Genomic DNA, 24,565 nt, shown 5'->3' with positions numbered 1-24,565 from the left:
ACCTCAGGGGCTGGCGAATTACTCGGCCAGCTTGAAGGTGATGAAGCTGGCTCGCCCCTGACGCAGTACCCGCATGGACACCGAGCGGTTCTTCGGCAATGCCTTGGCGATTTCAGTGAACTCCTTCGCCGAAGTGATCGCCTGATTGTTCAGGTGAGTGATCACGTCGCCCGGCTGCAAGCCGATCAGCGCCGCAGGACCGTCCTGGACTTCCTTGATGACTACCCCGCCCTTGAGGTCGAAGGCTTTCTTCTGCTCATCGTTGAGCTCGACCACCGCTACACCCAGACGGTTGCTGCTGCGCTCGACACCCGACTTGGGCAGCATGCTCAGGTCTTTGTCTTCTTCAGGAATAGCGCCGACGGTCAGTTCGACATTCTTGCGCTTGCCGTCGCGGATCACTTCCAGGTTGGCCTTGGCCCCGGCCTTCAGCGCGCCTACCAGGTGCGGCAGGTCGGCCGACATGACGATGGGCTGGCCATTGAGGCTGAGGATCACGTCACCCACTTGCAGGCCGCCCTTGGCCGCCGGGCCATCATCCTGGATCTGTGCAACCAGCGCGCCGGCCGGTTTCTCCAGGCCGAAGGATTCAGCCAGGTCCTTGTTGACCTCCTGGATTACCACGCCAAGCCAGCCACGGCTGACTTTGCCACCGGTTTTCAGCTGGTTGGAAACGTCCATCGCCACATCGATCGGGATGGCGAAAGACACGCCCATGAAACCACCGGAGCGGGTATAGATCTGCGAGTTGATCCCCACCACTTCACCGGCCAGGTTGAACAGCGGGCCACCGGAGTTGCCCGGGTTGATCGGCACGTCGGTCTGGATGAACGGCACGTAGTTTTCGTTCGGCAGGCTGCGACCGATGGCACTGACAATACCCTGAGTCACGGTATGGTCGAAGCCGAACGGCGAGCCGATGGCCACCACCCACTGGCCGGCCTTGAGGTCCTGGGATTTACCCAGTTTCAGCACCGGCAGGTCTTTGCCATCGATTTTCAGCAGTGCTACATCGGAGCGTGGGTCGGTACCGATCAGCTTGGCTTTCAGCTCACTGCGATCGGCCAGACGCACAAGAATTTCGTCCGCATCGGCGATCACGTGGTTGTTGGTGAGGATGTAACCGTCCGCGGAGATGATGAACCCGGAACCCAGCGACTGCGCTTCGCGCTGACGATCCCCGCGCGGAGAGCGTGGCTGGGGCATGCCCCGTTCGAAGAACTCGCGCAGCATTGGCGGCAGGCCTTCGAGATCGGGCATCTGAGCCGAATTGGAAACCCGGCGGTCCGGCAGTTTCTGCGTGGTACTGATGTTCACCACCGCAGGCGAGGCCTGCTCGACCAGTTGGGTGAAATCAGGCAGCTCGGCCGCCTGAGCAGAAACGGCCTGCCCAAGCACCAGCACGGTGGCAAGAATGGTGAAGTAGGACTTCAAGCGTGGTATCGACATACGGCTCCCGTTACGACGAGCGTGGTTAAGCGATATGGAACAGCAAATACCGAAACTGCAGGGGCGGCATCTTTGTTCCAGGAACGACAAATAAGGTCAGAACCGAGGGGGTTCTGACCTATAGAAAAACTCTGGGAATTTTGCAAATGAAATTGCTGACCAAACATTTCATCTTCTCAATTGTGGAGCGGGCATCACTGACCTCTTACACAACCAACAAAGGCTCATTGCTTGGCAGTGGCATCGGAACGCATCGACAGCGCAATACGTTCAGCAGTACCAATGGGGATCTCCCCGACCACCGTGACCATCATCTCGCCATCGGGGGTAGTCAGGCGGCGTGATACAGCCACCGTAGGTCCGAGCTGAGTGCGGGTATCGGTGACCGTCGCGCCGTTGAGCGGCTCGAGAAACACCGAAAAGCGCGCAAGACCATCGTCATACAGCAGGCTGTTGACCATGGATTTGGTTTCCGGATCCTTGCGGGCACTGCTGCTGGTCAATTCGAAGCCCGGAGGCAGCCAGTCGGAATGCCAGGTTTGCACAGTCTTGACCGCCGAGGCCTTGTCGCTGTCCAGAGACACCGGCTTGCAGCCAGCGCTGGGACGCAACTCGACGTCGTCAGGCACATCCGCAGTATCCAGGCGAGTGAACTGGAAGCGCTCCAGCAACTGCCCCTTGTCGTTGAGCAACAGGGACTTGAGCGGCAGCCCGGTCTCACGATCCAGGTGCAGCTCGAAACCATAGCGATGCTGGTCCTTGGGCGTGACCGAGACGATCACCGCCTGGCGACCGGCCACGCGCGACTTGCCGATGACAGCAAGGTTGTACCAATTCTTGAGTTTTTGCGGGTCCAGGGCTCGGGCAGCACCGTCCGGGGAATCCCCGAGCCCTGCCACCAACTCGCCACTGACGCACTGGGTACGACCATCGACACGCACCACCTCTTGAGCGGACCCATCGAGCTGGATCAACCGCTCACGGACCTTTCCATCCTGGACACGATGCCAGATGTTATGGGTAGAAAAACTACCGTTGCGCTCGTAAACGAAAGTGCCCTGAAAGCTTTGCTGCTGTTCCGCTTGCCCAAGACGCTGCAACCAGTCCTGGGCTTCGTCGGCATGGGCTGGAACCACAAACCAGCCACTGAGCAGAAGCGTTAGTAGAGGTATGGCGCGCATGATCCTCCTTAGCGGTTTTCCAGGCTCGCCGCACGGGCGTAAGGCAGAGCGCTTTCAGTGCCTTTGAGTGCAGCTTGCTGGGCATGCTGGCGCAAGTAGCTTGGCAGACGCTGATCGTGCCAGCCTGGCTGCCCTTGCAGTACGCCATTGGCCATGGGGCCAGTAGCTTCCGAGCTTTCATTGTAGCCGGCCAGTACTGCCGGCCCTTTGACTTGTGGAGTCGCCACGGTGGGCTGGCCGGTTTGCTGTGCCAACTCGACACCTGCGATCTCGTCCTGGTTGTACAGGCGAACACCCGCCAGCACGGCCATGGTCACCGAGGCAGCTACTGCCAGACGGCCCAGGCTGCGCCAAGGTCCGCGGGAGGCTTTGGCCGGCACGGCCTCATCAGCCAGAGCTGCAGAAACGGCAGCGGCGATGTCCAGACGCGGAAGCAGCAACTCCTTGTGCATGGCTGCCCGGGCGATTTGATAACGGGCCCAGGTCTCACGGGTTTCCACTTCGTCGACGGCATTCAATACCCGACGCAATTCCAGTTCGTCCGCTTCGTTATCCATCACCGCGGACAGCGATTCCTGCAGGGCTTCACGACTCATGGCGGTTCCTCTCTTGGCTGTCGCCGCTGTCTCAGGTTTCCTGCAACAACGGCTGCAGGGCTTTATCGATGGCTTCCCGAGCGCGGAAAATCCGGGAGCGCACGGTACCCACCGGACACTGCATGACGCTGGCAATGTCCTCGTAACTCAGACCATCGAATTCACGTAAAGTTAAGGCCGTACGCAAATCTTCAGGCAGTTGCTGGATGGTTCGATGGACGGTGCCCTCGATCTCATCCCGCAGCAACGCACGCTCCGGCGATTCGAGATCCTTCAGGCCATGATCGCCGTCATAGAACTCCGCATCCTCAGAACTTACATCGCTATCCGGCGGCCTGCGGCCGCGTGAAACCAGATAGTTTTTCGCCGTGTTGATGGCGATACGGTACAGCCACGTGTAAAACGCGCTGTCACCCCGAAAATTACCTAGCGCACGGTAAGCCTTGATAAAAGCTTCTTGTGCAACATCCTGGGCTTCATGGGTGTCGTGCACGAAACGCACGATCAACCCGAGAATTTTGTGCTGGTACTTCAGCACGAGCAGATCGAACGCTCGCTTGTCGCCACGCTGAACGCGTTCGACCAGCTGCTGATCCTCTTCCTGGGTTAGCATGAACACTCCTCGATAAGCTCGGAGGAGGCTTGCATCACTAAACGATCAGGCTTGCAAACATAGACTCGGGCTTTTCGCAAAAGTTCTCCCCCTCCAAGCAAGTTTCCTGCGGGCTCTGATCCGGCACGCACGAAAAACGCAGCACGGGCGAGGCCGGCTGCGCGAATAATCCTGTCGTCGAATTCTGTCACAAGGGACACACTGTAAACCTTGGATATAACCGACGCTGTCCCTTCTTTCAGGCAACCTTCTATTGAGTTTGGGGCCTTGGCAAAAGTTCCCAATCTTTATAGCTGCGCCAGACGAAGATTGTGTAACGGTGGCAAGAAAAACCGCCCTATGTCTTCGATCAGCCGCTCCAGAGGCTGGAATGCTCCGAATATCGGACTGACCGAGAGCAACGCTTTTGCTCGGTGAAGTCGCACAATGCCATGAAGGCGCGACTATTGTGCCGATCCCCCCCTCTATATACTAGTGGGCTGTGTGGCTGCTTTGACTTGCCGATTCAGGCGTCTTGCGCCAACCCCTTCCCGGGTCGCTTTGAGCGGAATCCTTCAAATGAGCCAACAGTTTCAACACGATGTTCTGGTGATTGGCAGCGGTGCCGCCGGCTTGAGCCTGGCCCTGACCCTGCCCAGCCACCTGCGTATTGCCGTCTTGAGCAAAGGCGACCTCGCCAACGGCTCGACATTCAGGGCCCAGGGCGGCGTCGCGGCCGTGCTGGATGATACCGACACCGTAGAATCCCACGTCGATGACACCCTCAATGCCGGCGGCGGCCTGTGCCACGAGGATGCGGTGCGCTTTACCGTTGAACACAGCCGCGAGGCCATCCAGTGGCTGATCGACCAGGGCGTGCCCTTTACCCGCGACGAAGACTCCGGCAGCGACGACAGCGGCTTCGAATTCCACCTGACCCGCGAGGGCGGCCACAGCCACCGGCGGATCATCCACGCGGCGGACGCCACCGGTGCGGCCATCTTCAAGACCCTGCTGGCCCAGGCTCGGCAACACCCCAATATCGAATTGCTGGAACAACGGGTCGCCGTCGACCTGATCACCGAAAAACGCCTGGGGCTGGAAGGCGACCGCTGCCTGGGAGCCTACGTGCTCAACCGCAGCACCGGCCAGGTCGACACCTTCGGCGCACGCTTCGTGATCCTCGCCTCCGGCGGCGCAGCCAAGGTCTACCTCTATACCAGCAACCCCGACAGTGCCTGCGGCGACGGTATCGCCATGGCCTGGCGCTCGGGCTGCCGGGTGGCCAACCTGGAATTCAACCAGTTCCACCCCACCTGCCTGTATCACCCATTGGCCAAGAGCTTCCTGATTACCGAAGCCCTGCGTGGCGAAGGCGCCCACCTCAAGCTGCCCAACGGCGAACGCTTCATGCCGCGCTTCGACCCTCGGGCCGAGCTGGCACCACGGGACATCGTGGCCCGGGCCATCGACCATGAAATGAAGCGCCTGGGCATCGACTGCGTCTACCTGGACATCAGCCACAAGCCGGAAGCCTTCATCAAGAGCCACTTCCCCACCGTTTACGAGCGTTGCCTGGAGTTTTCCATCGATATCACCCGGCAGCCGATCCCGGTGGTGCCGGCCGCGCACTACACCTGCGGCGGGGTGATGGTGGACCAACAGGGCCGCACCGACGTGCCGGGCCTGTACGCCATTGGCGAAACCAGCTTCACCGGCCTGCACGGCGCCAACCGGATGGCCAGCAACTCGTTGCTGGAGTGCTTCGTCTACGCCCGTTCGGCGGCGGCCGACATCCTTCGGCAACTGCCCCAGGTGTCGATCCCCATCGCCCTGCCCGCCTGGGATGCCAGCCAGGTCACCGATTCCGATGAAGACGTGATCATTGCGCACAACTGGGACGAGTTGCGGCGGTTCATGTGGGACTACGTAGGCATAGTGCGCACCAACAAGCGCCTGCAGCGGGCCCAGCACCGGGTGCGCCTGCTGCTGGACGAGATCGACGAGTTTTACAGCAACTACAAGGTCAGCCGTGACCTGATCGAGCTGCGCAACCTGGCCCAGGTGGCCGAGCTGATGATTCTCTCGGCCATGGAGCGCAAGGAGAGCCGCGGCCTGCACTACACCCTGGACTACCCGCAGATGCTGCCCGAGGCCCGGGACACTATTCTGGTGCCGCCCACCTACGCCGGCTGAACTTGAGCCGCAGCCGCAGGCGCCGATGCTGGTCGGCGGCCTGCGCGTCCCGCGGTACACAGAGTGAGCGCACCCAGCGCTCCCCACGCAGCCGAAAACGCAGCACCACGATCAATGGCAGCGCCAGGCTGTCGGGGCGCAACTGCACGGCCTGCCACCCCTCGGATCGACTCCACAGCTGCCAGCCTTCGGGCGAATGACGCAACCCGGTGAAGGCCCGTGGATGGCTCAAGAGAATCTGCCGCGGCAACACCCAGCCGGCGTGCAGCAGGCACAACCCTAGCCCCACGAGCCTGGCGACAGACGGAAGATCCAGCAGGAAAAACGCGCCCAGGGCGAACGCCTGGGCCAGCAGGTAGGCCGCCAGCAGTTGCCGTGAGGCACGCCAGCGGCATTCGAACAACCTACTTGGGTTGGACACGGTCCAGAATCATGCGGACCATGCGCTGCAGCTCGGGGTCCTCGGACTCGCTGCGCTCCATGAACCAGCCAAACATGTCCTGATCCTCGCACTCCAGCAGCTTGCGATAGCACTCGCGGTCGGTCTCATTGAGATGCGGGTACACCTCCCTGACGAACGGCACCAGCAATACGTCCAGCTCAAGCATGCCGCGGCGGCTGTGCCAGTAGAGGCGATTCAGTTCAACATCTTCAACCATGGAGCGCTCCTCAAATAGAGCGCAAGTATACAGCCCGGGGGAGACGAGAACAGTCGGCTTTGGTCGGTGGCCACCCATCCTTTGTGAACTATCCATTTCAGGGGCGCCCCCTTATGATGTGCTCCAGACTTTTTACCCTGCGATGAACCATGGCTGACTCCGCTTTTTTCTGCTCCCTCTCCCACGAAGGCGTGCTTGCTGTCCGCGGGCCTGACGCCAGCAAATTCCTTCAGGGTCAGTTGACCTGCAACCTCAATTACCTCAGTGACAGCCAGTCCAGCCTCGGCGCCCGCTGCAATCAGAAAGGCCGCATGCAATCGAGCTTCCGCATCCTTCTGGAAGGCGACGGCTGCCTACTGGCCATGGCCCGCGAGCTGATCGAGCCGCAACTGGCGGACCTGAAGAAGTACGCGGTGTTCTCCAAGGCCAAGCTTGCCGACGAAAGCGCCAGTTGGGCGCGTTTCGGCCTGGCCGATGCCCAGGTCGCCCTGAGCGGTCTGGGCCTTGAGCTGCCCGAGGAAGACGGCTCCGTGGCCCGCGCCGATGGCCTGATCGCCTTGCGCGTATCCAGCCAGCGCGCCGAACTCTGGGTGCCGGCCGAGCGCGCCGCCAGCCTGCGCCAGCAACTGGCCGCGCAACTGCCCGAGGGCGAGCTGAACCAGTGGCTGCTGGGGCAAGTCCGCGCGGGCCTCGGCCAAGTCATGCCCGAGACCCGTGAACTGTTCATTCCACAGATGCTCAACCTGCAGGCCGTTGGCGGCGTCAGCTTCAAGAAAGGCTGCTACACCGGCCAGGAAATCGTCGCCCGCATGCAGTACCTGGGCAAGCTCAAGCGTCGCCTGTACCGCCTTGCCCTGCCTGGAGACGCCCTCCCCGTTCCAGGCACTGCGCTGTTCGCTCCCAGCCACAACAGCGCCATTGGCGAAGTGGTCCTGGCCGCCCGGGCGCAGCAGGGCGTGGAACTGCTGGCCGTGTTGCAGGCCGAAGCGGTGGAAGGGGGCGAACTGCACCTGGAAACACTCGAAGGGCCAACCCTGCAACTGCTGGACCTGCCGTACCAGCTGGATCGCGACCGCGAGATCCAGCGCTGATTGCCTGCCTTTTCTTGCAACACCCTAGAGAACTTACATGACTGAGCTGGCGCAAAAGGTCCAACAGGATTTGCTGGAGGCCATCGGCAACGATGACCTGGTTCTGCCAACCCTGCCGGAGGTGGCCCTGCAGATTCGCCAGGCCGCCGAAGACCCGGAAATCAGCGTCAGTACCCTGAGCAAGGTGATAGGCCGCGATACCGCGCTGTCGGCGCGGCTGATCAAGGTGGTCAACAGCCCCTTGCTAAGGGCGGCACAGGAAGTCACCGACCTGCACACGGCAATCACCCGCCTGGGGGTCAACTACAGCAGCAACCTGGCCATCGGCCTGGTGATGGAGCAGATCTTCAACGCCCGCTCCGAAGTGGTGGAACAGAAAATGCGCGATGTCTGGCGCCGCAGCCTGGAGGTGGCCGGGGTCAGTTATGCGCTGTGCCGCAGCTACAGCCAGCTCAAGCCGGACCAGGCGGCCCTGGGCGGCCTGGTGCACCAGATTGGCGTGCTGCCGATTCTTACCTACGCCGAAGACCACTACGAACTGCTCTCCGACCCGGTCAGCCTCAATCACGTGATCGAGCGCATCCACCCGTTGCTGGGAGACAAGCTGCTGCGGGTCTGGGAGTTCCCCGAGCAACTGGTGCAGATCCCCGGGCAATACCTGGACTTCAGCCGCCAGTCGAGCCGGATCGACTACGTCGACCTGGTCCAGGTGGCGACCCTGTACTGCCACAAGGACACCGAGCACCCGCTGTCGCGGATCGACGCCTTCAGCGTGCCGGCCTTCAAGAAGCTGGGGATAGACCCGGACAACAAGGCCATGTGCCTGGACCTGGAAGAATCCCGCTCCATGCTCTATTGAGCATCCCCTAGCCGGCTGTAAAGCTCACCCGCACCTTCAACCCCGACGGCTCGCCATCGTGCAGGCTGATCTGTGCCAGGTGCGCGCGACAGATCTCACCGACGATCGCCAGCCCCAGGCCCGAACCCGCACCCTGCTGATTGCGCCGGTAGAAGCGCTCGAAGACCCGGTCACGGTCTTCCAGGGGAATGCCCGGCCCATCGTCCTCCACCTCCAGCACCCCGGGCGGTGACACCCGCAGCACCACATTGCCACCCGGCGGAGTATGGGCCAGGGCGTTGTCCACCAGGTTGCTGAGCAGTTCATTGAGCAGGGTCGGTTCGCCCCTGAGCCACACCGGTTCGTCGGCCTCCAGGGCCAGGGCCACGCCCCGGGCGTGGGCCAGAGGCGCCATGGCCATGCCCAGTTCCCGGGCCAGCTGGCTGAGATCGAGCAACTGCGCCCCGCCCTCGGCGATCGCCCGGGCGCCGTTTTCCACCCGGGCCAGGGACAGCAACTGATTGGCCAGGTGGGTCAGGCGGTCGGTGCCCTGGGCCGCACTTTCCAGAGTGGCGCGCCAGGTATCCGGCTCACTCGCGCGCAAGCCCAGTTCCAGGCGGGCCTTGAGCGCAGCCAGCGGGGTGCGCAACTCATGGGCGGCCTCGGCGATGAACTGCGCCTGGCGCTCGAACTGCCCGCGCAGGCGCTCGGTGAAATGGTTCAAGGCGCGTACCAGCGGCCACAGTTCGCGCTGCACCGAGACCAGGGGCAGCGGCCGCAGGTCGTCCGGCTGGCGCTCTTCCACCGCCCCGCGCAGGCGTTCCAGGGGGCGCAAGGCCGCACTCACCGCAAACCACACCAGCACCAGGGCGCCGATGGCCAGCATGCCCAGGCGCAGCAGGGTATCAGCCATCAGGCTGCGGGCCATGGCCACCCGCGCCTCTTCGGTCTCCGCCACGCGGATTTCCGCCATGCCGTTCATGTTCGGCTCGCTGACCGCCTTGAGCAGGCTCACCACCCGTACGTTCTGGCCCTGGTAGCGGGCGTCGTAGAAGCGCGCCAGGGCCGGGTAATCATCGGTTCGCGGCGTGCCGGGCGGCGGCCCGGGCAGGTTCTCATAACCGGAAATCAGTGTCTGATGGATGTCGTTGACCTGGTAGTAGATGCGCCCGGCGCTGTCGTAGGCAAAGGTGTCCAGGGCCACATAGGGCACGTTGGCACTCAGACTGCCATCGCGCTGAGACAAGCCGGCGGCGATGGTTCGCGCCGAAGCCAGCAAGGTCCGGTCATAGGCGGTATCGGCAGCCTCACGGCCGTTCCAGTAGGCGCTCAGGCCGCTGGCCAGCATCAGCACCACCAGCAGCAGTGCGAGGTTCCACAGCAAGCGCCAGCGCAGGCTGCTGGGCTTATGCATCGCGGCTTTCCAGCAGGTAGCCCAGGCCGCGGAAGGTGACGATGGCGACCGCATGGCCGTCGAGCTTCTTGCGCAGACGGTGCACGTAGATCTCGATGGCGTCGGGGCTGGCCTCTTCGTCCAGGCCGAACACCTGGGAGGCCAGTTGCTCCTTGCTCATGACCCGGCCAGGGCGGGCGATCAAGGCTTCGAGCACCGCCTGTTCGCGGGAAGTCAGGGTCAGCAACTCCTCGCCCAGGGTGAAACGCCGGGTGTCCAGGTCATAGGCCAGCACTCCGCAACGCTGCTGGCGCTCGCCCCCCAGCACGCTGCGGCGCAACAGGGCCTTGACCCGGGCCTCCAGCTCGGTCAGCTCGAAGGGCTTGGCTAGGTAATCGTCGGCCCCCAGGTTCAGGCCGTGGACCCGGTCCTTGACGTCGCTGCGGGCGGTCAGCATCAGCACCGGCAGGTTCTTGCCGCGGGCCCGCAGGCGCGCCAGCACTTCGAAACCATCCATGCGCGGCAGGCCGACATCAAGGATCGCCACGGCGTATTCCTCGCTGCCCAGGGCCAGGTCGGCCGCCACCCCATCGTGCAGCACATCCACGGTCAGGCCGGTGCTCTTGAGCGCCTGGGCGATACTTTCGGCCAGTTGCAGATGGTCTTCCACGAGCAGGACTCGCATGGCTGTTTACCTCGTTTCAGGGGGGATCGACGCCGCTCTTTGGCGCGGAGTGTACCGCCGCAACCGCCGCTGTGAAGCCCGAAAGCCACGAAAGTGCACTGAAAGGTTAGCGAAAGGTTGGCCCTTTAGAGTCCCGCCACGGACAGTCTCGACTGCCCTGGCCGTGAAGGCCGCTGACCCGCAAAACGCCTCGAAGCGTTTTCGTCAAAATAAGAACAATAACGGAGTACTCCAGGATGCCATCCACGCACCCTCAGGCTGTCCAGCCCGCGCGTTTTTCCCGTCTGACCCCGACTGCTCTTGCCAGCGCCGCCACCCTTGCCGGTTTCGCGCCCTTGAGCCAGGCCGCCTTTATCGAAGACAGCAGCGCCACCTTCGAAACCCGCAACATGTATTTCAACCGCGACTTTCGCGACGGCACCAGCGCCCAGCAGTCCAAGCGCGACGAATGGGCCCAGGGGTTCATGCTCAACCTGCAGTCGGGCTACACCGAAGGTACCGTGGGCTTCGGCCTGGACGCCCTGGGCATGCTCGGGGTCAAGCTCGACTCCAGCCCCGACCGCACCGGCACCGGCCTGCTGCCGACCCACGATGACGGGCGCGCGGCCAACGAGTACTCCAAGCTCGGCCTGACCGGCAAGGTGAAGATTTCCGCCACCGAACTGAAAATCGGCAGCCTGATTCCGGAACTGCCGATCCTCAAGCCCAACGACGGGCGCATCCTGCCGCAGACCTTCGAGGGCGGCTTGCTGACCTCCAGGGAGATCAAGAACCTGACCTTCACCGGTGGTCGCCTGGACAAGGCCAAGGACCGCGATGACAGCAACTACGAGGATATCCGCCTCAACAACAAGAACAGCCGCTTCGCCGGCACCGTGGCCGGCAAGCACTTCAATTTCGGCGGCCTGGACTACAAGTTCACCGACAAGATCACCGGCAGCTACCACTTCGCCCAACTGGACGATGTCTACAACCAGCACTTTCTCGGCCTGGTAGCCTCCCAGCCCATGGGCCCGGGCACCTTCGGCACCGACCTGCGCCTGGCCATCAGCGACGACCAGGGCCAGGCCCGGGGCGGCAAGATCGACAACAAATCCCTCAACGGCCTGGTGAGCTACGCCCTCAACGGGCATAAACTCAGCGCCGGCTACCAGCACATGTCCGGCGACAGCGCTTTCCCCTACGTCGATGGCAGCGACCCATACCTGGTGAACTTCGTGCAGATCAACGACTTCGCCGGGGCCGAGGAGCGCTCCTGGCAAGCCCGTTACGACTTCGACTTCGCCAAGCTGGGAGTGCCCGGCCTGAGCTTCATGACCCGCTACCTCAGCGGCGACAACATTGCCCTGAAGAACGGCGACACCGGCAAAGAGTGGGAACGTAACACCGAGGTCAAATACGTAGTGCAAAGCGGCACCTTCAAGGACGTCGCCGTGCGCCTGCGCAACGCCACCTACCGTTCCAACTATTCGGCACGCGATGCGGATGAAGTACGCCTGCTGGTGAGCTACAGCGTAGCGCTGTGGTAAGCCCCCCCTATCACGCTCCTACGAAAAACGGGTCGGGGATGACCCGGACATACCTACAACAACTCCTGTGGAGACGCTCATGGACCTTTCACTGCGCAAACTCGCCCTCGCCGCCGGCTGCATGCTGTTCGCCGGCCAGTTGCTGGCAGCCTCCGCCGAGCCCAAGCGCCCGGAATGCATCGCCCCGGCCTCCCCTGGCGGCGGTTTCGACCTGACCTGCAAACTGGCGCAAAGCGCCCTGGTCAACGAGAAACTCCTCTCCAAGCCGATGCGCGTGACCTACATGCCCGGCGGTGTCGGGGCCGTGGCCTACAACGCGGTGGTGGCCCAGCGTCCGGCCGATGCTGGGACCCTGGTGGCCTGGTCCAGTGGTTCGCTGCTGAACCTGGCCCAGGGCAAGTTCGGCCGCTTCGATGAAAGCGCGGTGCGCTGGCTGGCGGCGGTGGGCACCAGCTACGGCGCCATCGCGGTGAAAAGCGATTCGCCCTACAAGAACCTCGACGATCTGGTCCAGGCCCTGAAGAAAGACCCGAGCAAAGTGGTGATCGGCTCCGGTGGCACCGTCGGCAGCCAGGACTGGATGCAGACCGCGCTGATCGCCAAGGCCGCCGGGATCAACCCGCGGGACCTGCGCTATGTCGCCCTGGAAGGCGGCGGCGAGATCGCCACTGCCCTGCTGGGCGGGCATATCCAGGTCGGCAGTACCGACATCTCCGACTCCATGCCGCATATCCTGGCCGGCGACATGCGCCTGCTGGCGGTGTTCTCCGAGCAGCGCCTGGACGAGCCGGAAATGAAAGACATCCCCACCGCCAAGGAGCAGGGCTACGACATCGTCTGGCCGGTGGTACGCGGCTTCTACCTCGGGCCTAAGGTCAGCGATGCGGAGTACGCCTGGTGGAAAGAGGCCTTCGACAAGCTGCTGGCCTCCGAAGAGTTCGCCAAGCTGCGCGACCAGCGCGAGCTGTTCCCCTTCGCCATGACCGGCCCGGAACTGGATACCTACGTGAAGAAGCAGGTAGCCGACTACAAGACCCTGGCCAAAGAGTTCGGCCTGATCCAGTGACCGTCCCTTTCTGACGGCCCGGCCCTCGCGCATCGGGGGCCGGGCCCGGGAGTTAGCCATGCTCGTTCAACGTCTCTTCGCCGCGGTGTTGCTGCTGGCCTGTGCCGGCCTGGCACTGATGGCCTGGCCCTACCAGGCGGCCTTTTCCTACGAACCGGTGGGCCCGCGGGCCTTCCCCCTGCTGATGCTCGGGCTGATGGGCCTGGCCCTGCTGTACATGCTGTTTCGCCCGGCACCGATCAAGCACAGCGAAGAAGAACCGCCCCTGGACCGGCAGACCCTGACCAAGATCGCCCTCTGCGTGGCCTTGCTGCTGGTCTTCGCCGGGGCCTTCGAGCCCTTGGGCTTCATCGTCGCCAGCATTCTCATCGGCGTGCCCATGGCCCGCCTGTACGGCGGCCGCTGGCTGCCCAGCCTGGTGATCATCTGCCTGCTCAGTGTCGGCCTCTACTGGCTGTTCGACCGGGTCATGGACGTCCCCCTGCCCCTCGGCCTGCTCGACGTTCTGGAGAATTGATATGGATACCCTCAGCTATCTGGGCCAGGGCTTCGGCGTTGCACTGACCCCCTACAACCTGGTCACCGCCCTGTCCGGCACCCTGATCGGCACCGTGGTCGGGCTGCTGCCGGGCCTGGGCCCGATCAACGGCGTGGCGCTGCTGATCCCCATCGCCTTCGCCCTGGGCCTGCCGCCGGAATCGGCGCTGATCCTCTTGGCAGCGGTGTACCTGGGCTGCGAATACGGCGGCCGGATCAGCTCGATCCTGCTGAACATTCCCGGCGAAGCCTCCACCGTGATGACCACCCTCGACGGTTACCCCATGGCACGCAAGGGCCTGGCGGGCGTAGCCCTGTCGTTGTCGGCCTGGAGCTCGTTCATCGGTGCCTTCATCGCCACCTGCGGCATGGTGCTGTTCGCCCCGCTGCTGGCCAAGTGGGCGATCGCCTTCGGCCCGGCGGAGTACTTCGTGCTGATGGTGTTCGCCATCGTCTGCCTGGGCGGCATGGCCGGCGACCGACCGTTGAAGACCTTCATTGCCGCGCTGATCGGGCTGTTCCTGTCGGCCGTGGGCATCGACGCCAACAGCGGCGTGTACCGCTTCACCGGGGACAACATCCACCTCACCGACGGTATCCAGTTCGTGGTGCTGGTGCTGGGCCTGTTCTCCATCAGCGAGATTCTCCTGCTGCTGGAAAAGACCCATCGCGGCCAGGAAGCGGTGAAGGCCACCGGGCGCATGATGTTCAACTTCAAGGAAGCGGCCTCGGTGTTCGTGGTGAACATCCGCTGCGGCCTGCTGGGCTTCATCATGGGCGTGCTGCCCGGAGCCGGCGCGACCCTGGCCAGCGCCGTGGCCTACATGACCGAGAAACGCATCGCCGGTGCCAGCGGCACCTTTGGCCAGGGCGACAAGCGCGGCCTGGCAGCACCGGAAACCGCCATCGGCGCCTCGGCCTGTGGCGCCCTGGTACCAATGCTGACCCTCGGCGTGCCCGGTTCCGGCACCACCGCGGTGATGATCGGCGCCCTGTCGCTGTACAACATCACCCCCGGCCCGCTGCTGTTCCAGCAACAGCCGGATATCGTCTGGGGCCTGATCGCCTCGCTGTTCATCGCCAACATCATGCTGGTGATCCTCAACATTCCGATGATCCGCATCTTCACCCGCATCCTTGCGGTGCCGAACTGGGCCCTGGTGCCGGTGATCGCCATCATTACCGGGATCGGCGTCTATGCGGTACACGCCACCACCTTCGACCTGTTCCTGATGGTGGGCATCGGCATCTTCGGCTACATCCTGCGCAAGCTGGACTTCCCGCTGTCGCCAGTGCTGCTGGGCTTCATCCTCGGTGGCCTGATGGAGCAGAACCTGCGCCGGGCGCTGTCGATTTCCAACGGCGCCATGGAGATCCTCTGGTCGAGCCCGATCACCGTCGGGGTCTGGGTGCTGACCGTGATCATGCTGCTGATGCCGCTGCTGCGTATCTGGCGCAAGCGCGCGGCCCAGCAACGTGCCGTGGCCGATGTCTGAATCCACTTGGAAACAGTGGTGGGGCACGCCCCTGGTGGGCCTGGCTGGCGGCTACCTCGCCAGCCAGATCGGCTGGCCGCTGCCGTGGATGGTCGGCTCGTTGCTGGCGATCATCCTGGTGCGCTGCCTGACGCCCTGGCAACTGGCGGAAATCCCCGGCGGGCGCAAATGCGGGCAATGGGTGGTAGGCATCGGCATCGGCCTGCACTTCACCCCGCAGGTGATGGAGCAGGTGCTGAGCCATTTCGGCCTGATCTTCTTCGGTGCCCTGGTCACCAGCCTGTCCAGCGTGGTCGGGGTCTGGCTCTTGCGGCGCACCGGCGAGGACCGGGCCACCGCGTTCTTCTCCAGCATGCCCGGCGGCTCCGGGGAGATGGTCAACCTCGGCGCGCGCAACGGCGCGGTGCTCAGCCGGGTAGCGGCCGGGCAGAGCCTGCGGGTACTGACGGTGGTGCTCTGTGTGCCGGCGGCGTTCAAGTACCTGCTGGGGGAAGGCACGCCCGCCCTGCATGCCGCTACGGTGGACTGGCGCTGGCTGGCCCTGCTGTTTCCGGCCGGTGCCATGCTGGCCTGGCTCTGGCAGCGCCTGCGCCAGCCCAACCCCTGGCTGTTCGGCCCCCTGCTGCTCAGCGCGACACTGAGCATCGCCTGGGACCTGCACATCGGCCTGCCCGACGGCGCTAGCCAGATGGGCCAGTGGCTGATTGGCAGCGGCCTGGGCTGCCACTTCAACCGCCAGTTCTTTCGCCGGGCCCCTTCGTTCATGGGCCGCACCCTGATCGGCACCGCCCTGACCATGCTGATCGCCGGCCTCGCAGCCCTAGGCCTGAGCGCCCTGACCCGCCTGGACCTGCGTTCGCTGACCCTGGGCATGATGCCCGGCGGCATTGCGGAAATGAGCCTGACGGCCGAGGTCCTGCAACTGTCGGTGCCATTGGTAACGGCGATGCAGGTCATGAGGTTGCTGTTCGTGCTGTTTCTCGCCGAGCCCCTGTTCCGCCACTGGAACAAAGGCCCCCTGTAGCCGCAGGCTGCGACAAGGTCCGCAGGACCTTCAGTGGCCGAACCACCGCTGCGTCCCCACGGGCCGTTCGCAGCCTGCGGCAGCGGCTACAGATATGCCTTGGTTCAAGTCGCGAGCGGGGTGGCCGCCAAGCAGCCTCCCCATCGAGCACTGGTTACAACGGCGGCAGGCGCCACTCGATCGGCGTCTCGCCGTTCTGCTCGAGGTATTTGTTGGTGCGGCTGAAGTGCCCGCAACCAAGAAAGCCGCGATAGGCCGACAAGGGCGAAGGGTGCACCGAGGTCAGCACCAGGTGCTTGGTGGCGTCGATCAGCTTCTGCTTGCTCTGGGCATGGGCGCCCCACAGCAGGAACACCAGGTGCGGCTGATGCTCGCTGACCACTTCGATGATCCGGTCGGTGAAGAACTGCCAGCCCTTGCCCGCATGGGAAGCGGCGTTCGCCCGCTCCACGGTCATGGTGGTGTTGAGCATCAGCACGCCCTGTTCGGCCCAGCTCTGCAGGTAGCCATGGTTGGGGATGTCGATGTTCAGGTCGCGCTTGAGCTCTTTATAGATATTCACCAGCGACGGTGGCGCGGGCACCCCGGGCTGCACCGAGAAGCACAACCCATGGGCCTGACCCGGCCCGTGGTAGGGGTCCTGGCCGAGGATCACCACCTTGACCTTGTCCAGCGGCGTGGAGTTCAAGGCGTTGAAGATCATCGGCCCCGGCGGGTAGATTTCCTTGCCGGCGGCATGTTCCTGGCGCAGGAACTCCCGCAGTTCGCTCATGTAGGGCTGGTCGAATTCGGCACGCAGGGCCTCCTTCCAGCTCGGTTCGAGTTTGATACGATCGTCAGCAGTCATGGCCATGCCCGTGAAAAAACAATGGCCGCACCCTAGGAAAGCCCACTTCGCTTGTCAATTGATCTGACACAGAACCGGCACTTTCCCTTACAGCGATCATACTGACCGCTTAAATTTCCCATCGAGGTCACGATGAACCTGCACGTCGAAGAACTCACCGGCACCGATGGTGCACGCATCGCCATTGCCACCCTGGACGCGGAAAAATCCCTGAACGCCCTGTCCCTGCCCATGATCCAGCAGTTGAGCGAACACCTCGACACCTGGGCCAAGGACCCGCAGGTAGTGTGCGTGCTGTTGCGGGGCAACGGCGCCAAGGCTTTCTGCGCCGGCGGCGAAGTGCGCAGCCTGGCCCAGGCCTGCCTGGCCCATCCCGGCGAAGTGCCGCCGCTGGCCGGGCACTTCTTCGCCGCGGAATACCGCCTCGACTATCGCTTGCACACCTACCCCAAACCACTGATCTGCTGGGGCCACGGTTATGTCCTCGGTGGCGGCATGGGGCTGCTGCAAGGTGCTGGCATTCGTATCGTCACCCCCAGCAGCCGCCTGGCGATGCCGGAAATCAGCATTGGCCTGTACCCGGATGTGGGCGCCAGTTGGTTCCTGTCGCGCATGCCCGGCAAGCTCGGGCTATTCCTGGGCCTTACCGGCGCCCATATGAACGGCCGCGACGCTCTGGACCTGAACCTTGCCGACCGTTTCCTGCTCGATGAGCAACAGGAAGCGCTGATCGAGGGCCTGCTGCAACTGAACTGGCAGGAACAGACCCCAAGGCAGCTCAACAGCCTGCTCAAGGCCCTGCAACAGGAAGCCCTGGAGCAGATGCCCGACGCTCAGTGGCTGCCGCGCCGGCAACAGATCGACAGCTGGCTGGATGTCAGTGACGTGGCCTGTGCCTGGCGGGCGATCAGCCAGTTGCACAACCACAGCGATGCCCTCTACAGCCGTGCGGCCAAGACCCTAGTCGAAGGCTGCCCGCTGACTGCACACCTGGTGTGGGAACAGATCCGCCGCGCCCGCTACCTGTCCCTGGCCGAGGTGTTCCAGATGGAGTACACCCTGAGCCTGAACTGCTGCCGGCATCCGGAATTTGCCGAAGGCGTGCGCGCGCGGCTGATCGACAAGGATCATCAGCCGCACTGGCACTGGGCGGATATCAACAGCGTGCCCGAGGCCGTGGTGGAGGCGCATTTCCACAAGGCCTGGGAAGGTCGCCATCCCCTGGCGGACCTGACGGATTACTAGATCGTCACAGGCTGCGCACTGCCCGAAAGGACCCGGCGACAGTGGACTCGCCGAAGGTCCTGCGGACCTTGTCGCAGCCTGCGGCAGCAGCTACAGGGTTCAGCCCAGTACCGGCTCAATGACCGCGGCCACCGTGGCCATGGTCGCCGCGCCCGTGATCGCCGCGCCCGCCATTGTCACGCCCGCCGTGGCCGCCCCAGTCCTGGTTGCTCCAGTTGTTCGGCCGGCCATGCCCACCCCAACCCTGGTTCGGATAAGGCCGGTATACCGCGCGCGGTGGCTGGTAGTAACGCGGGGCCGGTTGGTAATAGCGCGGCGCCGGCTGGTAGTAGCGCGGTGGGTAGTAACTGCGCCCCGTGGAATAGTAGGAAGACCCGCCACCGTAGTAATAGGCCGGCGCGGGAGCGCTGTAGACCTCCGAGCTGTAGTAGCCGGAGCCTCCACCGTAATAAGGGGCACACGCAGCAAGGCTCGAACCCAGTAAGGCAATCAGTAGAAGTCGACGATACATGGCGGCCTCCTGGACCGCGAAGAAGCCTCGCCAGCGACGCTGGCAGGCGGCAATCAGCAACAGGCTGACTGACGCAATATCTGACCGCGAAAAGCGCTTGTGGTGCGATTTGCGCAACACTTTGAAACAAGTGCTGCTGACGTCCTTTCCCGCGGTTTTCCACGCCCACGAAAAAGCGCTGCCTCAGGCAAAGGCAGCGCTGTGGGCAACGACTCTCGGCCCTTGGCCTCTTGTCATCCGAGGCGGTGGCCTGTTGTACGGGCCTTGGTGCCGGCTAGTGGTGCCAGCGTCGGTAGCCGCCGTAGTAGTGCGGCCCGTAGCCCCCGTGATAGTAGGGCCGGTAATAGTAGTGAGGCCTGTAGCCGCCTCCATAGTAGGGGTAGCCACCGTAGTAATAGGGGCCTGGAACCGCATACACGTCAGTACGGTAGTAGCCCGGCTCGACGTAATAGGGCACACAGGCGGACAGACTCAAACCAAGCACAACACCGAGCAAGATTCGACGGAACATGGCGGCCTCCCGGACCGCGTGCAAGCCGTACCAGCGACGCTGGACGACGCCAATCGAAACGGCATGACTGGCATTGCATAGGACCGCAAAAAGCCTTTGTGGTGCGCCGCGCAGCAGTGCCCCGATGGCTTCACCGACCAGTGGCGGGGCCTGCTCGGCGGCCTTGCAGGCTCCAGTTGCAACGAGCCCCCCGCGGGCCTTCCAGCGCCTGGCAAACGTATCGAAGTCGAGACAATTCAGGCGCGTGATGAACGAGTTATTTGCGCGCCGTGCCACTAGAATGCGTCATCGGGCCACTATCACGGAATCACCATGCCGCGCCGCTCTCCCCTGTATTCCCAGCGCTCGCTGGTTCTGGTCCTGATCGCCCTGCTGGGCAGCGGTTTTCTCGCCACCTCGCTGCTCAGCTACTACGCCTCGCGGGATTCGATCCGCGACAGCATCGTCAATACCGAACTGCCCCTGACCTCCGATACCGTGTACTCGGAAATCCAGAAGGACCTGGTGCGGCCGGTGCTGATCTCCTCGATGATGGCCCGCGATACCTTCATGCGCGACTGGGTGGTGGCCGGCGAGCGCGACCCGAGCCAGATGACCCGCTACCTCAACGAGGTCATGACCCACTACGACGCCTACACCGCGTTCTTCGTCTCCAACACCAGCCTCACCTACTACCAGGCCAAGGGCGTGCTGAAGAAGGTCAAGGCCGATGAGCCCCGGGACGCCTGGTACTTTCGCGTACGCGACATGAGCACGCCCTACGAGATCAACGTCGACCCGGACCTGGCCAACCAGGACAAGCTGACCTTCTTCATCAACTACAAGGTCTACGACTACCAGGACCGCTTCATCGGCGCCGCCGGGGTCGGCCTGACCGTGGATGCGGTGATCAAGCTGATCGACAAGTACCAGCAGCGTTACCAGCGCAGCGTGTACTTCGTCGACGCCTTCGGCCGCATCGTCCTCACCGGTGCAGACGGTGGCCCCCAGGGCGCCCGCAGCGGCCAGTCGCTGCATGAACTGGGCAGCCTCAAGGAGCTGCTGAGCCAATTGCCCAAGCCCCACAGCGGCAGCTATGAATACAATTCCCAGGGCCAGGGGCACTTTCTCAATGTGCGCTTCATTCCCGAGCTGAACTGGTACCTGTTCGTCGACAAACGCGAAGACGGCGCCCTCAACAGCATCCGCCAGTCGCTGTACCTGAACCTGCTGATCTGCCTGGTGATCACCGCCATCGTGCTGGTCCTGCTCAGCGCCGTGGTGCGCCGCTATCAGCGCAAGATCGAAGCCCAGGCCACCCTCGACAGCCTTACCCGTCTGCCCAACCGCCGCGGGTTCGACCTGCTGGCGGCCCAGGCCCTGCAAGAGGCCTGGCGCGACCTGACGCCGCTGTGCGCCGTGCTGCTGGACCTGGACCACTTCAAGCGCCTCAACGACACCTACGGCCACCTGGCCGGGGACCAGGTGCTCAGTGGCTTCGCCCGGGACCTGCAGGGCTGCCTGCGCCAGTCCGACATCGTCTGCCGCTGGGGCGGCGAAGAATTCATCGTCCTGCTCAAGGACACCGACAGCAGCGTGGCCCTGGGCATCGCCGAGAAGATCCGCCTGCTCACCGAACAGCAGCGCTATCACTATGAAGGGCAACCGCTGCAACTGACCGTCAGCATCGGCTTGACCAGCCTGCAAGCCCAGGACACCCTGCACAGCCTGCTGTCCCGTGCCGACCACGCGATGTACCGTGCCAAGCACACCGGACGCAATCGAACCTGCGTGGAAATGCCTCACTCCAGCCATGAATGAACCTGAACTCTGCCCCGCCTGCGGTGCCCGCAACGACTGCACCCTGGCTGACCCGCGCCGCGCCGGCCAGGCCTGCTGGTGCTACAGCGTGGACATCGACCCGGCGATCATCGAAGCCCTGGCGCCGGAGCTGCGCAACCAGGCCTGCCTGTGCCCGCGCTGTGCCGGGGTCGACGCGCAGCTGCGCGCCGCCACCCTGCCCCGTCCCTGAGCCCCTCCAGCCGATAGCCACCGATCACCATGCGCATTGACCGTTTTCTCAGCAACCTGCCCCGTTTCAACCGCCAGCAAGTGCGCGTGCTGCTGGTGCAACGACGCATTCGCATCGATGGGCAGCCGGTCAGCGACCCCAAGGCCGAGGTCCGCGAGTTCAGCCGGGTGGAGCTGGACGACGAAGTGCTGCAGGCCGGCAAGCCGGCGCGCTACTTCATGCTGCACAAGCCCATGGGCTGCGTCAGCGCCACCCGCGACCCCGAGCACAAGACCGTGCTCGAACTGATCCATGAGCCGGACCCGCAGGATCTGCATATCGCCGGGCGCCTGGACTACAACACCACCGGGCTGATGCTGATCACCAACGATGGCAACTGGTCGCGGCGCCTGACCCAGCCCCAGACCAAACTGCCCAAGCTCTATTACGTGGAAACCGAGCAGGAGATCGGCCCCGAGTACGTCGAGACTTTCGCCCATGGCCTGTACTTCGCCTTCGAGGACCTGACCACCCTGCCCGCTCAACTGCAGATCCTCGGCCCCCGCAGCGCCCGGCTGAGCATCGTCGAAGGGCGCTATCACCAGGTCAAGCGCATGTTCGGCCACTTCAACAACAAGGTGCTGCGCCTGCACCGCGAACGCATGGGCCCGCTGCTGCTGGACGAACGCCTGGCCCCCGGTGAATACCGTGCTCTGAGCGACGCCGAAATACGCCTGATCTGAGCGTTGCGCCGCGCCACACGACCGCCGGGCAGAAGCTGTCGAACAATTTGCCCAATGACCTTGCAGGTTCCCGGTTGCCCTGCTTGAATCTGTCCGTCGGCCGAATTGTGACCGATGAGTCACAATCACACATCTAAGAAACCCTTTGCCGGCCTGAGCCCTGCCTGCTCTGCCTTCCCCCCGGCAAATCGCCCGCCTATAACAACACCCGTCGACCTGCCTTACCGGATCGACATGGGCTCCGATTCCAGGCGTATGCCTACCTGTCACATTGCCCGTGCACACTCACGTTGCGCGCATACCCGCTTGCCAGGAGTCTTATGACATGAGGCCAGAAATCGCTGTGCTGGATATACAGGGTCAGTATCGGGTTTACACGGAGTTCTATCGCGCAGATGCCGCAGACAAGACCATCATTCTGGTCAACGGCTCACTGGCCACCACTGCGTCCTTTGCCCAGACCGTGAAGAACCTCCACCCGCAGTTCAATGTGGTGCTCTACGACCAGCCCTACGCGGGTCGCTCCAAGGCCCACAACAGGCACGAACGGATGCTCACCAAGGAAGTAGAGGGGCAGATCCTGCTGGAGTTGATCGAGCACTTCGCCGCCGAACATGTGCTGTCGTTTTCCTGGGGCGGCGCCGCCGCCCTGCAAGCGCTCTCCCAGCGCCCGCGACGCATCGAGAAGGCGGTGATCAGCTCGTTCTCGCCGGTGATCAACGAGCCGATGCGCGACTACCTGGAACGCGGTGTCGACTACCTCGGCAGCCGCGATGGCCATCGCGTCGGCGACCTGGTCAACAACACCATCGGCAAGCACCTGCCGTCGCTGTTCAAGCGTTTCAATTATCGCCACGTCAGCAGCCTGGCGGAACATGAGTACGGGCAGATGCACTTCCACATCAGCCATGTGCTCCATGGTGATCGCCAGTGCTACCTCAGGGCCGCACGCAACATCCAGGTCCCGGTGCTGTTCATCAACGGCGAATGGGACGAATACACCTCGGCCAACGATGCCCGGCTGTTCGCCAACCATGTGCAGCAGTCGAGCTTCAGTACCATCCAGGCCACCGGGCACTTTCTCGACATGGAGCACAAGGCCGCCTGCCGCGACACCCGCCAGGCCCTGATGGGGTTCCTCAAACCGGGCCAGTACGACAACCGTTCGCGTGCCCCGCATGTCCAGGAGCAGCATGTACGAGCCCTCTGAAAAGCCCTCCTCGCAGGCCGCCTGCACACCGTGACAACCCCGGTTTTCACGGTATGGGGCGGGCTTGCGATGAAGGTCAGCGGCGCGCAAGCGCAAGTCAGCTAAAGAAAAACTTCAAATCCACGGCCACATCTGGTACAAAGTCAGCCGTTCGAGCGGGTGTCGTATAATGGCATTACTCCAGCTTCCCAAGCTGATAACGAGGGTTCGATTCCCTTCACCCGCTCCACTTCCCCAATCTGCGTGCCCACGCAGAAGCTCCAAGCAGTTTCCCAGTCGTTGAACCGCAACGATCTCTCCCTCCAGACCTGACCATTCAAGCCCAAGCCTTGTGCCTACCCGGGCCGATCGGTGCTGGCCAGAAAAGCTGCATAGCCATCGGCAACCACGGACGTGGCGCCAGTCTCATGGGACCAGAGCACCACCACCGGCTCACCGGCCTCCCCCAGTACGGCGTAATCGAAGCAGTAGTAGTCGCCCGTGCCGAACTGGGCGAACGGCAGCAGGTTGGAGAAACCCGCCGGGTCAGCGCAGACGTTGTCCTGCCAGGCCCGCCAGCCGCCTTCGAAATGGCGGACTATCGACTCCCAGGTCTTGCGCGGATCCCGGGCATCGAAGACCGGAAACACCTCCAGCGCCCCCAGTGCCTTGCCGTTGTGCTCCAGCAACCAGCGCGCGAACGAGCAGGGCAATGTACGCCCCAATGCCATCTCTGCCGCGCGGATCGCCTCGATCGTCGTGCCTGTCACTCTCGCTTTGCCCATGATGCCTCTCTTGGGGTACGAATTCGGGGCCGGGGACACTCGGTGTTCCCGGCCGGCGATTGTGCCGATGAAGATCCTGGCGTGCAAAGCATCCGGCGATGGCCCGGCCCGCAAAACTGGCTAAGATATCCGACCTGTTTTGCTGCACCGCCTGCCCGGCCATCGACGATACCTGCGTCGCGCCCTGCGAGGGAGAAGCCCCTCAGCTGTTTCAACTGCATGACATTCCCTGCCCACCAGGGCTGCACACGAACCTGATAGAGCCTCCCGACATGACTCAGAACATCTACGACGACCCGATTTTTTTCCAGGCCTACAGCCAGATGGGCCGCTCCCTCGGCGGCCTCGACGCCGCGCCGGAATGGCCGGCCCTGCAAGCCCTGCTGCCACCGATGAACGGCCTGCGGGTGCT

At 63.5% G+C, this 24,565-nt stretch carries 25 protein-coding genes, 1 tRNA gene and 1 pseudogene; 15 read left to right on the top strand and 12 right to left on the bottom strand.

Going from position 1 to position 24,565, the window contains the following annotated elements; all coding sequences use genetic code 11:
* Positions 1-18 precede the first annotated feature (18 nt).
* The 4 genes from F6S12_RS10770 to rpoE form a co-directional block, all read right to left on the bottom strand.
* The gene (locus tag F6S12_RS10770) at positions 19-1,449 is read right to left on the bottom strand and encodes a DegQ family serine endoprotease (protein ID WP_011059790.1); all 1,431 of its coding nucleotides are present in this window, start codon (positions 1,447-1,449) and stop codon (positions 19-21) included.
* A gap of 224 nt (positions 1,450-1,673) precedes the next feature.
* Entirely contained in the window at positions 1,674-2,630 is a 957-nt protein-coding gene (locus F6S12_RS10765) for a MucB/RseB C-terminal domain-containing protein (RefSeq protein WP_041116484.1), read from the bottom strand.
* Between the two features lie 8 nt (positions 2,631-2,638).
* Entirely contained in the window at positions 2,639-3,226 is a 588-nt protein-coding gene (locus F6S12_RS10760) for a sigma-E factor negative regulatory protein (RefSeq protein WP_315868894.1), read from the bottom strand.
* A 31-nt stretch (positions 3,227-3,257) separates the two neighbouring features.
* On the bottom strand, positions 3,258-3,839 hold the full coding sequence (rpoE, locus tag F6S12_RS10755; protein ID WP_007930230.1) for an RNA polymerase sigma factor RpoE: 582 nt from the start codon (positions 3,837-3,839) through the stop codon (positions 3,258-3,260).
* Positions 3,840-4,397: 558 nt separating this feature from the next.
* On the opposite strand from rpoE, the gene nadB reads away from it, so the two are divergent.
* The gene (nadB, locus tag F6S12_RS10750) at positions 4,398-6,014 is read left to right on the top strand and encodes an L-aspartate oxidase (RefSeq protein ID WP_161466757.1); all 1,617 of its coding nucleotides are present in this window, start codon (positions 4,398-4,400) and stop codon (positions 6,012-6,014) included.
* On the opposite strand, the gene F6S12_RS10745 is transcribed toward nadB, so the two are convergent.
* Complete coding sequence (locus F6S12_RS10745) at positions 5,983-6,435, bottom strand: protein YgfX (RefSeq protein ID WP_015634517.1); 453 nt, start codon at positions 6,433-6,435, stop codon at positions 5,983-5,985. The two genes, nadB and F6S12_RS10745, sit on opposite strands and share 32 nt — an antisense overlap.
* Positions 6,419-6,673: a succinate dehydrogenase assembly factor 2 gene (locus F6S12_RS10740; protein WP_011059785.1), complete on the bottom strand. Its 255-nt coding sequence runs from the start codon at positions 6,671-6,673 to the stop codon at positions 6,419-6,421. Before F6S12_RS10740 ends, F6S12_RS10745 begins: the two co-directional genes overlap by 17 nt.
* 149 nt (positions 6,674-6,822) lie before the next feature.
* Here F6S12_RS10740 and F6S12_RS10735 point away from each other — a divergent pair, with 149 nt between their 5' ends.
* Together F6S12_RS10735 and F6S12_RS10730 are read left to right on the top strand one after the other, a co-directional pair.
* Positions 6,823-7,764, top strand: coding sequence for a YgfZ/GcvT domain-containing protein (locus tag F6S12_RS10735; RefSeq protein WP_125062243.1), 942 nt, complete (start codon positions 6,823-6,825; stop codon positions 7,762-7,764).
* A gap of 37 nt (positions 7,765-7,801) precedes the next feature.
* Positions 7,802-8,623: an HDOD domain-containing protein gene (locus F6S12_RS10730; protein ID WP_015634515.1), complete on the top strand. Its 822-nt coding sequence runs from the start codon at positions 7,802-7,804 to the stop codon at positions 8,621-8,623.
* 7 nt (positions 8,624-8,630) lie between these two features.
* Here the strand turns inward: F6S12_RS10730 and F6S12_RS10725 are convergent, their stop codons facing one another.
* Positions 8,631-10,016 (bottom strand): sensor histidine kinase, encoded by a 1,386-nt coding sequence (locus F6S12_RS10725; protein WP_315868893.1) that lies wholly within the window; start codon positions 10,014-10,016, stop codon positions 8,631-8,633.
* The gene (locus F6S12_RS10720) at positions 10,009-10,680 is read right to left on the bottom strand and encodes a response regulator (RefSeq protein ID WP_011059781.1); all 672 of its coding nucleotides are present in this window, start codon (positions 10,678-10,680) and stop codon (positions 10,009-10,011) included. Before F6S12_RS10720 ends, F6S12_RS10725 begins: the two co-directional genes overlap by 8 nt.
* A 236-nt stretch (positions 10,681-10,916) precedes the next feature.
* On the opposite strand from F6S12_RS10720, the gene F6S12_RS10715 reads away from it, so the two are divergent.
* The 5 genes from F6S12_RS10715 (at position 10,917) to F6S12_RS10695 (ending at position 16,332) form a co-directional block, all read left to right on the top strand.
* Positions 10,917-12,209 (top strand): OprD family porin, encoded by a 1,293-nt coding sequence (locus F6S12_RS10715; RefSeq protein WP_015634513.1) that lies wholly within the window; start codon positions 10,917-10,919, stop codon positions 12,207-12,209.
* A 79-nt stretch (positions 12,210-12,288) separates the two neighbouring features.
* Complete coding sequence (locus F6S12_RS10710; RefSeq protein WP_011059779.1) at positions 12,289-13,275, top strand: Bug family tripartite tricarboxylate transporter substrate binding protein; 987 nt, start codon at positions 12,289-12,291, stop codon at positions 13,273-13,275.
* A gap of 58 nt (positions 13,276-13,333) precedes the next feature.
* Positions 13,334-13,792, top strand: coding sequence for a tripartite tricarboxylate transporter TctB family protein (locus tag F6S12_RS10705; protein ID WP_011059778.1), 459 nt, complete (start codon positions 13,334-13,336; stop codon positions 13,790-13,792).
* A 1-nt stretch (position 13,793) separates the two neighbouring features.
* The gene (locus tag F6S12_RS10700; protein ID WP_011059777.1) at positions 13,794-15,308 is read left to right on the top strand and encodes a tripartite tricarboxylate transporter permease; all 1,515 of its coding nucleotides are present in this window, start codon (positions 13,794-13,796) and stop codon (positions 15,306-15,308) included.
* Positions 15,301-16,332 (top strand): AbrB family transcriptional regulator, encoded by a 1,032-nt coding sequence (locus F6S12_RS10695; RefSeq protein WP_053149547.1) that lies wholly within the window; start codon positions 15,301-15,303, stop codon positions 16,330-16,332. The genes F6S12_RS10700 and F6S12_RS10695 overlap by 8 nt, the downstream gene beginning before the upstream one ends.
* 154 nt (positions 16,333-16,486) lie before the next feature.
* On the opposite strand, the gene ung is transcribed toward F6S12_RS10695, so the two are convergent.
* Positions 16,487-17,179 carry a uracil-DNA glycosylase gene (gene ung / locus F6S12_RS10690; RefSeq protein WP_011059775.1) on the bottom strand — a complete coding sequence of 231 codons (693 nt, stop codon included), beginning with the start codon at positions 17,177-17,179 and terminating at the stop codon, positions 16,487-16,489.
* 132 nt (positions 17,180-17,311) lie between these two features.
* On the opposite strand from ung, the gene F6S12_RS10685 reads away from it, so the two are divergent.
* Positions 17,312-18,424 carry an enoyl-CoA hydratase/isomerase family protein gene (locus F6S12_RS10685; RefSeq protein WP_041116463.1) on the top strand — a complete coding sequence of 371 codons (1,113 nt, stop codon included), beginning with the start codon at positions 17,312-17,314 and terminating at the stop codon, positions 18,422-18,424.
* 115 nt (positions 18,425-18,539) lie between these two features.
* Here the strand turns inward: F6S12_RS10685 and F6S12_RS10680 are convergent, their stop codons facing one another.
* Positions 18,540-18,935: a hypothetical protein gene (locus F6S12_RS10680; protein ID WP_065364737.1), complete on the bottom strand. Its 396-nt coding sequence runs from the start codon at positions 18,933-18,935 to the stop codon at positions 18,540-18,542.
* Between the two features lie 274 nt (positions 18,936-19,209).
* The gene (locus tag F6S12_RS10675; RefSeq protein WP_015634507.1) at positions 19,210-19,446 is read right to left on the bottom strand and encodes a hypothetical protein; all 237 of its coding nucleotides are present in this window, start codon (positions 19,444-19,446) and stop codon (positions 19,210-19,212) included.
* 312 nt (positions 19,447-19,758) lie between these two features.
* On the opposite strand from F6S12_RS10675, the gene F6S12_RS10670 reads away from it, so the two are divergent.
* The 5 genes from F6S12_RS10670 (at position 19,759) to F6S12_RS10650 (ending at position 23,618) form a co-directional block, all read left to right on the top strand.
* On the top strand, positions 19,759-21,246 hold the full coding sequence (locus F6S12_RS10670; RefSeq protein WP_011059772.1) for a sensor domain-containing diguanylate cyclase: 1,488 nt from the start codon (positions 19,759-19,761) through the stop codon (positions 21,244-21,246).
* Positions 21,239-21,457 carry a cysteine-rich CWC family protein gene (locus F6S12_RS10665; protein ID WP_011059771.1) on the top strand — a complete coding sequence of 73 codons (219 nt, stop codon included), beginning with the start codon at positions 21,239-21,241 and terminating at the stop codon, positions 21,455-21,457. Before F6S12_RS10670 ends, F6S12_RS10665 begins: the two co-directional genes overlap by 8 nt.
* Before the next feature lie 29 nt (positions 21,458-21,486).
* Positions 21,487-22,179 carry a pseudouridine synthase gene (locus F6S12_RS10660; RefSeq protein WP_011059770.1) on the top strand — a complete coding sequence of 231 codons (693 nt, stop codon included), beginning with the start codon at positions 21,487-21,489 and terminating at the stop codon, positions 22,177-22,179.
* A 325-nt stretch (positions 22,180-22,504) separates the two neighbouring features.
* Positions 22,505-23,389, top strand: coding sequence for an alpha/beta fold hydrolase (locus F6S12_RS10655; protein ID WP_015634505.1), 885 nt, complete (start codon positions 22,505-22,507; stop codon positions 23,387-23,389).
* Between the two features lie 155 nt (positions 23,390-23,544).
* Positions 23,545-23,618, top strand: a tRNA-Gly gene (locus tag F6S12_RS10650).
* A 106-nt stretch (positions 23,619-23,724) separates the two neighbouring features.
* Here F6S12_RS10650 and F6S12_RS10645 read toward each other — a convergent pair.
* Entirely contained in the window at positions 23,725-24,153 is a 429-nt protein-coding gene (locus tag F6S12_RS10645) for an SMI1/KNR4 family protein (RefSeq protein ID WP_015634504.1), read from the bottom strand.
* A gap of 272 nt (positions 24,154-24,425) precedes the next feature.
* On the opposite strand from F6S12_RS10645, the pseudogene F6S12_RS10640 reads away from it, so the two are divergent.
* Positions 24,426-24,565: pseudogene (locus F6S12_RS10640) on the top strand (SAM-dependent methyltransferase); the annotation flags it as partial.

Source organism: Pseudomonas sp. JV245A (assembly GCF_032424515.1).
GTDB lineage: Bacteria > Pseudomonadota > Gammaproteobacteria > Pseudomonadales > Pseudomonadaceae > Aquipseudomonas > Aquipseudomonas protegens.
This window is presented reverse-complemented; position numbering and strand designations above follow the sequence as displayed.

What these genes read in the sequence shown, in the direction of transcription:
- F6S12_RS10770 (WP_011059790.1), bottom strand. Translation starts at nt 1,449, where the DNA reads ATGTCGATACCACGCTTGAAGTCCTACTTCACCATTCTTGCCACCGTG.
- F6S12_RS10765 (WP_041116484.1), bottom strand. Translation starts at nt 2,630, where the DNA reads ATGCGCGCCATACCTCTACTAACGCTTCTGCTCAGTGGCTGGTTTGTG.
- F6S12_RS10760 (WP_315868894.1), bottom strand. Translation starts at nt 3,226, where the DNA reads ATGAGTCGTGAAGCCCTGCAGGAATCGCTGTCCGCGGTGATGGATAAC.
- rpoE (WP_007930230.1), bottom strand. Translation starts at nt 3,839, where the DNA reads ATGCTAACCCAGGAAGAGGATCAGCAGCTGGTCGAACGCGTTCAGCGT.
- nadB (WP_161466757.1), top strand. Translation starts at nt 4,398, where the DNA reads ATGAGCCAACAGTTTCAACACGATGTTCTGGTGATTGGCAGCGGTGCC.
- F6S12_RS10740 (WP_011059785.1), bottom strand. Translation starts at nt 6,673, where the DNA reads ATGGTTGAAGATGTTGAACTGAATCGCCTCTACTGGCACAGCCGCCGC.
- F6S12_RS10735 (WP_125062243.1), top strand. Translation starts at nt 6,823, where the DNA reads ATGGCTGACTCCGCTTTTTTCTGCTCCCTCTCCCACGAAGGCGTGCTT.
- F6S12_RS10730 (WP_015634515.1), top strand. Translation starts at nt 7,802, where the DNA reads ATGACTGAGCTGGCGCAAAAGGTCCAACAGGATTTGCTGGAGGCCATC.
- F6S12_RS10725 (WP_315868893.1), bottom strand. Translation starts at nt 10,016, where the DNA reads ATGCATAAGCCCAGCAGCCTGCGCTGGCGCTTGCTGTGGAACCTCGCA.
- F6S12_RS10720 (WP_011059781.1), bottom strand. Translation starts at nt 10,680, where the DNA reads ATGCGAGTCCTGCTCGTGGAAGACCATCTGCAACTGGCCGAAAGTATC.
- F6S12_RS10715 (WP_015634513.1), top strand. Translation starts at nt 10,917, where the DNA reads ATGCCATCCACGCACCCTCAGGCTGTCCAGCCCGCGCGTTTTTCCCGT.
- F6S12_RS10710 (WP_011059779.1), top strand. Translation starts at nt 12,289, where the DNA reads ATGGACCTTTCACTGCGCAAACTCGCCCTCGCCGCCGGCTGCATGCTG.
- F6S12_RS10705 (WP_011059778.1), top strand. Translation starts at nt 13,334, where the DNA reads ATGCTCGTTCAACGTCTCTTCGCCGCGGTGTTGCTGCTGGCCTGTGCC.
- F6S12_RS10700 (WP_011059777.1), top strand. Translation starts at nt 13,794, where the DNA reads ATGGATACCCTCAGCTATCTGGGCCAGGGCTTCGGCGTTGCACTGACC.
- F6S12_RS10695 (WP_053149547.1), top strand. Translation starts at nt 15,301, where the DNA reads ATGTCTGAATCCACTTGGAAACAGTGGTGGGGCACGCCCCTGGTGGGC.
- ung (WP_011059775.1), bottom strand. Translation starts at nt 17,179, where the DNA reads ATGACTGCTGACGATCGTATCAAACTCGAACCGAGCTGGAAGGAGGCC.
- F6S12_RS10685 (WP_041116463.1), top strand. Translation starts at nt 17,312, where the DNA reads ATGAACCTGCACGTCGAAGAACTCACCGGCACCGATGGTGCACGCATC.
- F6S12_RS10680 (WP_065364737.1), bottom strand. Translation starts at nt 18,935, where the DNA reads ATGTATCGTCGACTTCTACTGATTGCCTTACTGGGTTCGAGCCTTGCT.
- F6S12_RS10675 (WP_015634507.1), bottom strand. Translation starts at nt 19,446, where the DNA reads ATGTTCCGTCGAATCTTGCTCGGTGTTGTGCTTGGTTTGAGTCTGTCC.
- F6S12_RS10670 (WP_011059772.1), top strand. Translation starts at nt 19,759, where the DNA reads ATGCCGCGCCGCTCTCCCCTGTATTCCCAGCGCTCGCTGGTTCTGGTC.
- F6S12_RS10665 (WP_011059771.1), top strand. Translation starts at nt 21,239, where the DNA reads ATGAATGAACCTGAACTCTGCCCCGCCTGCGGTGCCCGCAACGACTGC.
- F6S12_RS10660 (WP_011059770.1), top strand. Translation starts at nt 21,487, where the DNA reads ATGCGCATTGACCGTTTTCTCAGCAACCTGCCCCGTTTCAACCGCCAG.
- F6S12_RS10655 (WP_015634505.1), top strand. Translation starts at nt 22,505, where the DNA reads ATGAGGCCAGAAATCGCTGTGCTGGATATACAGGGTCAGTATCGGGTT.
- F6S12_RS10645 (WP_015634504.1), bottom strand. Translation starts at nt 24,153, where the DNA reads ATGGGCAAAGCGAGAGTGACAGGCACGACGATCGAGGCGATCCGCGCG.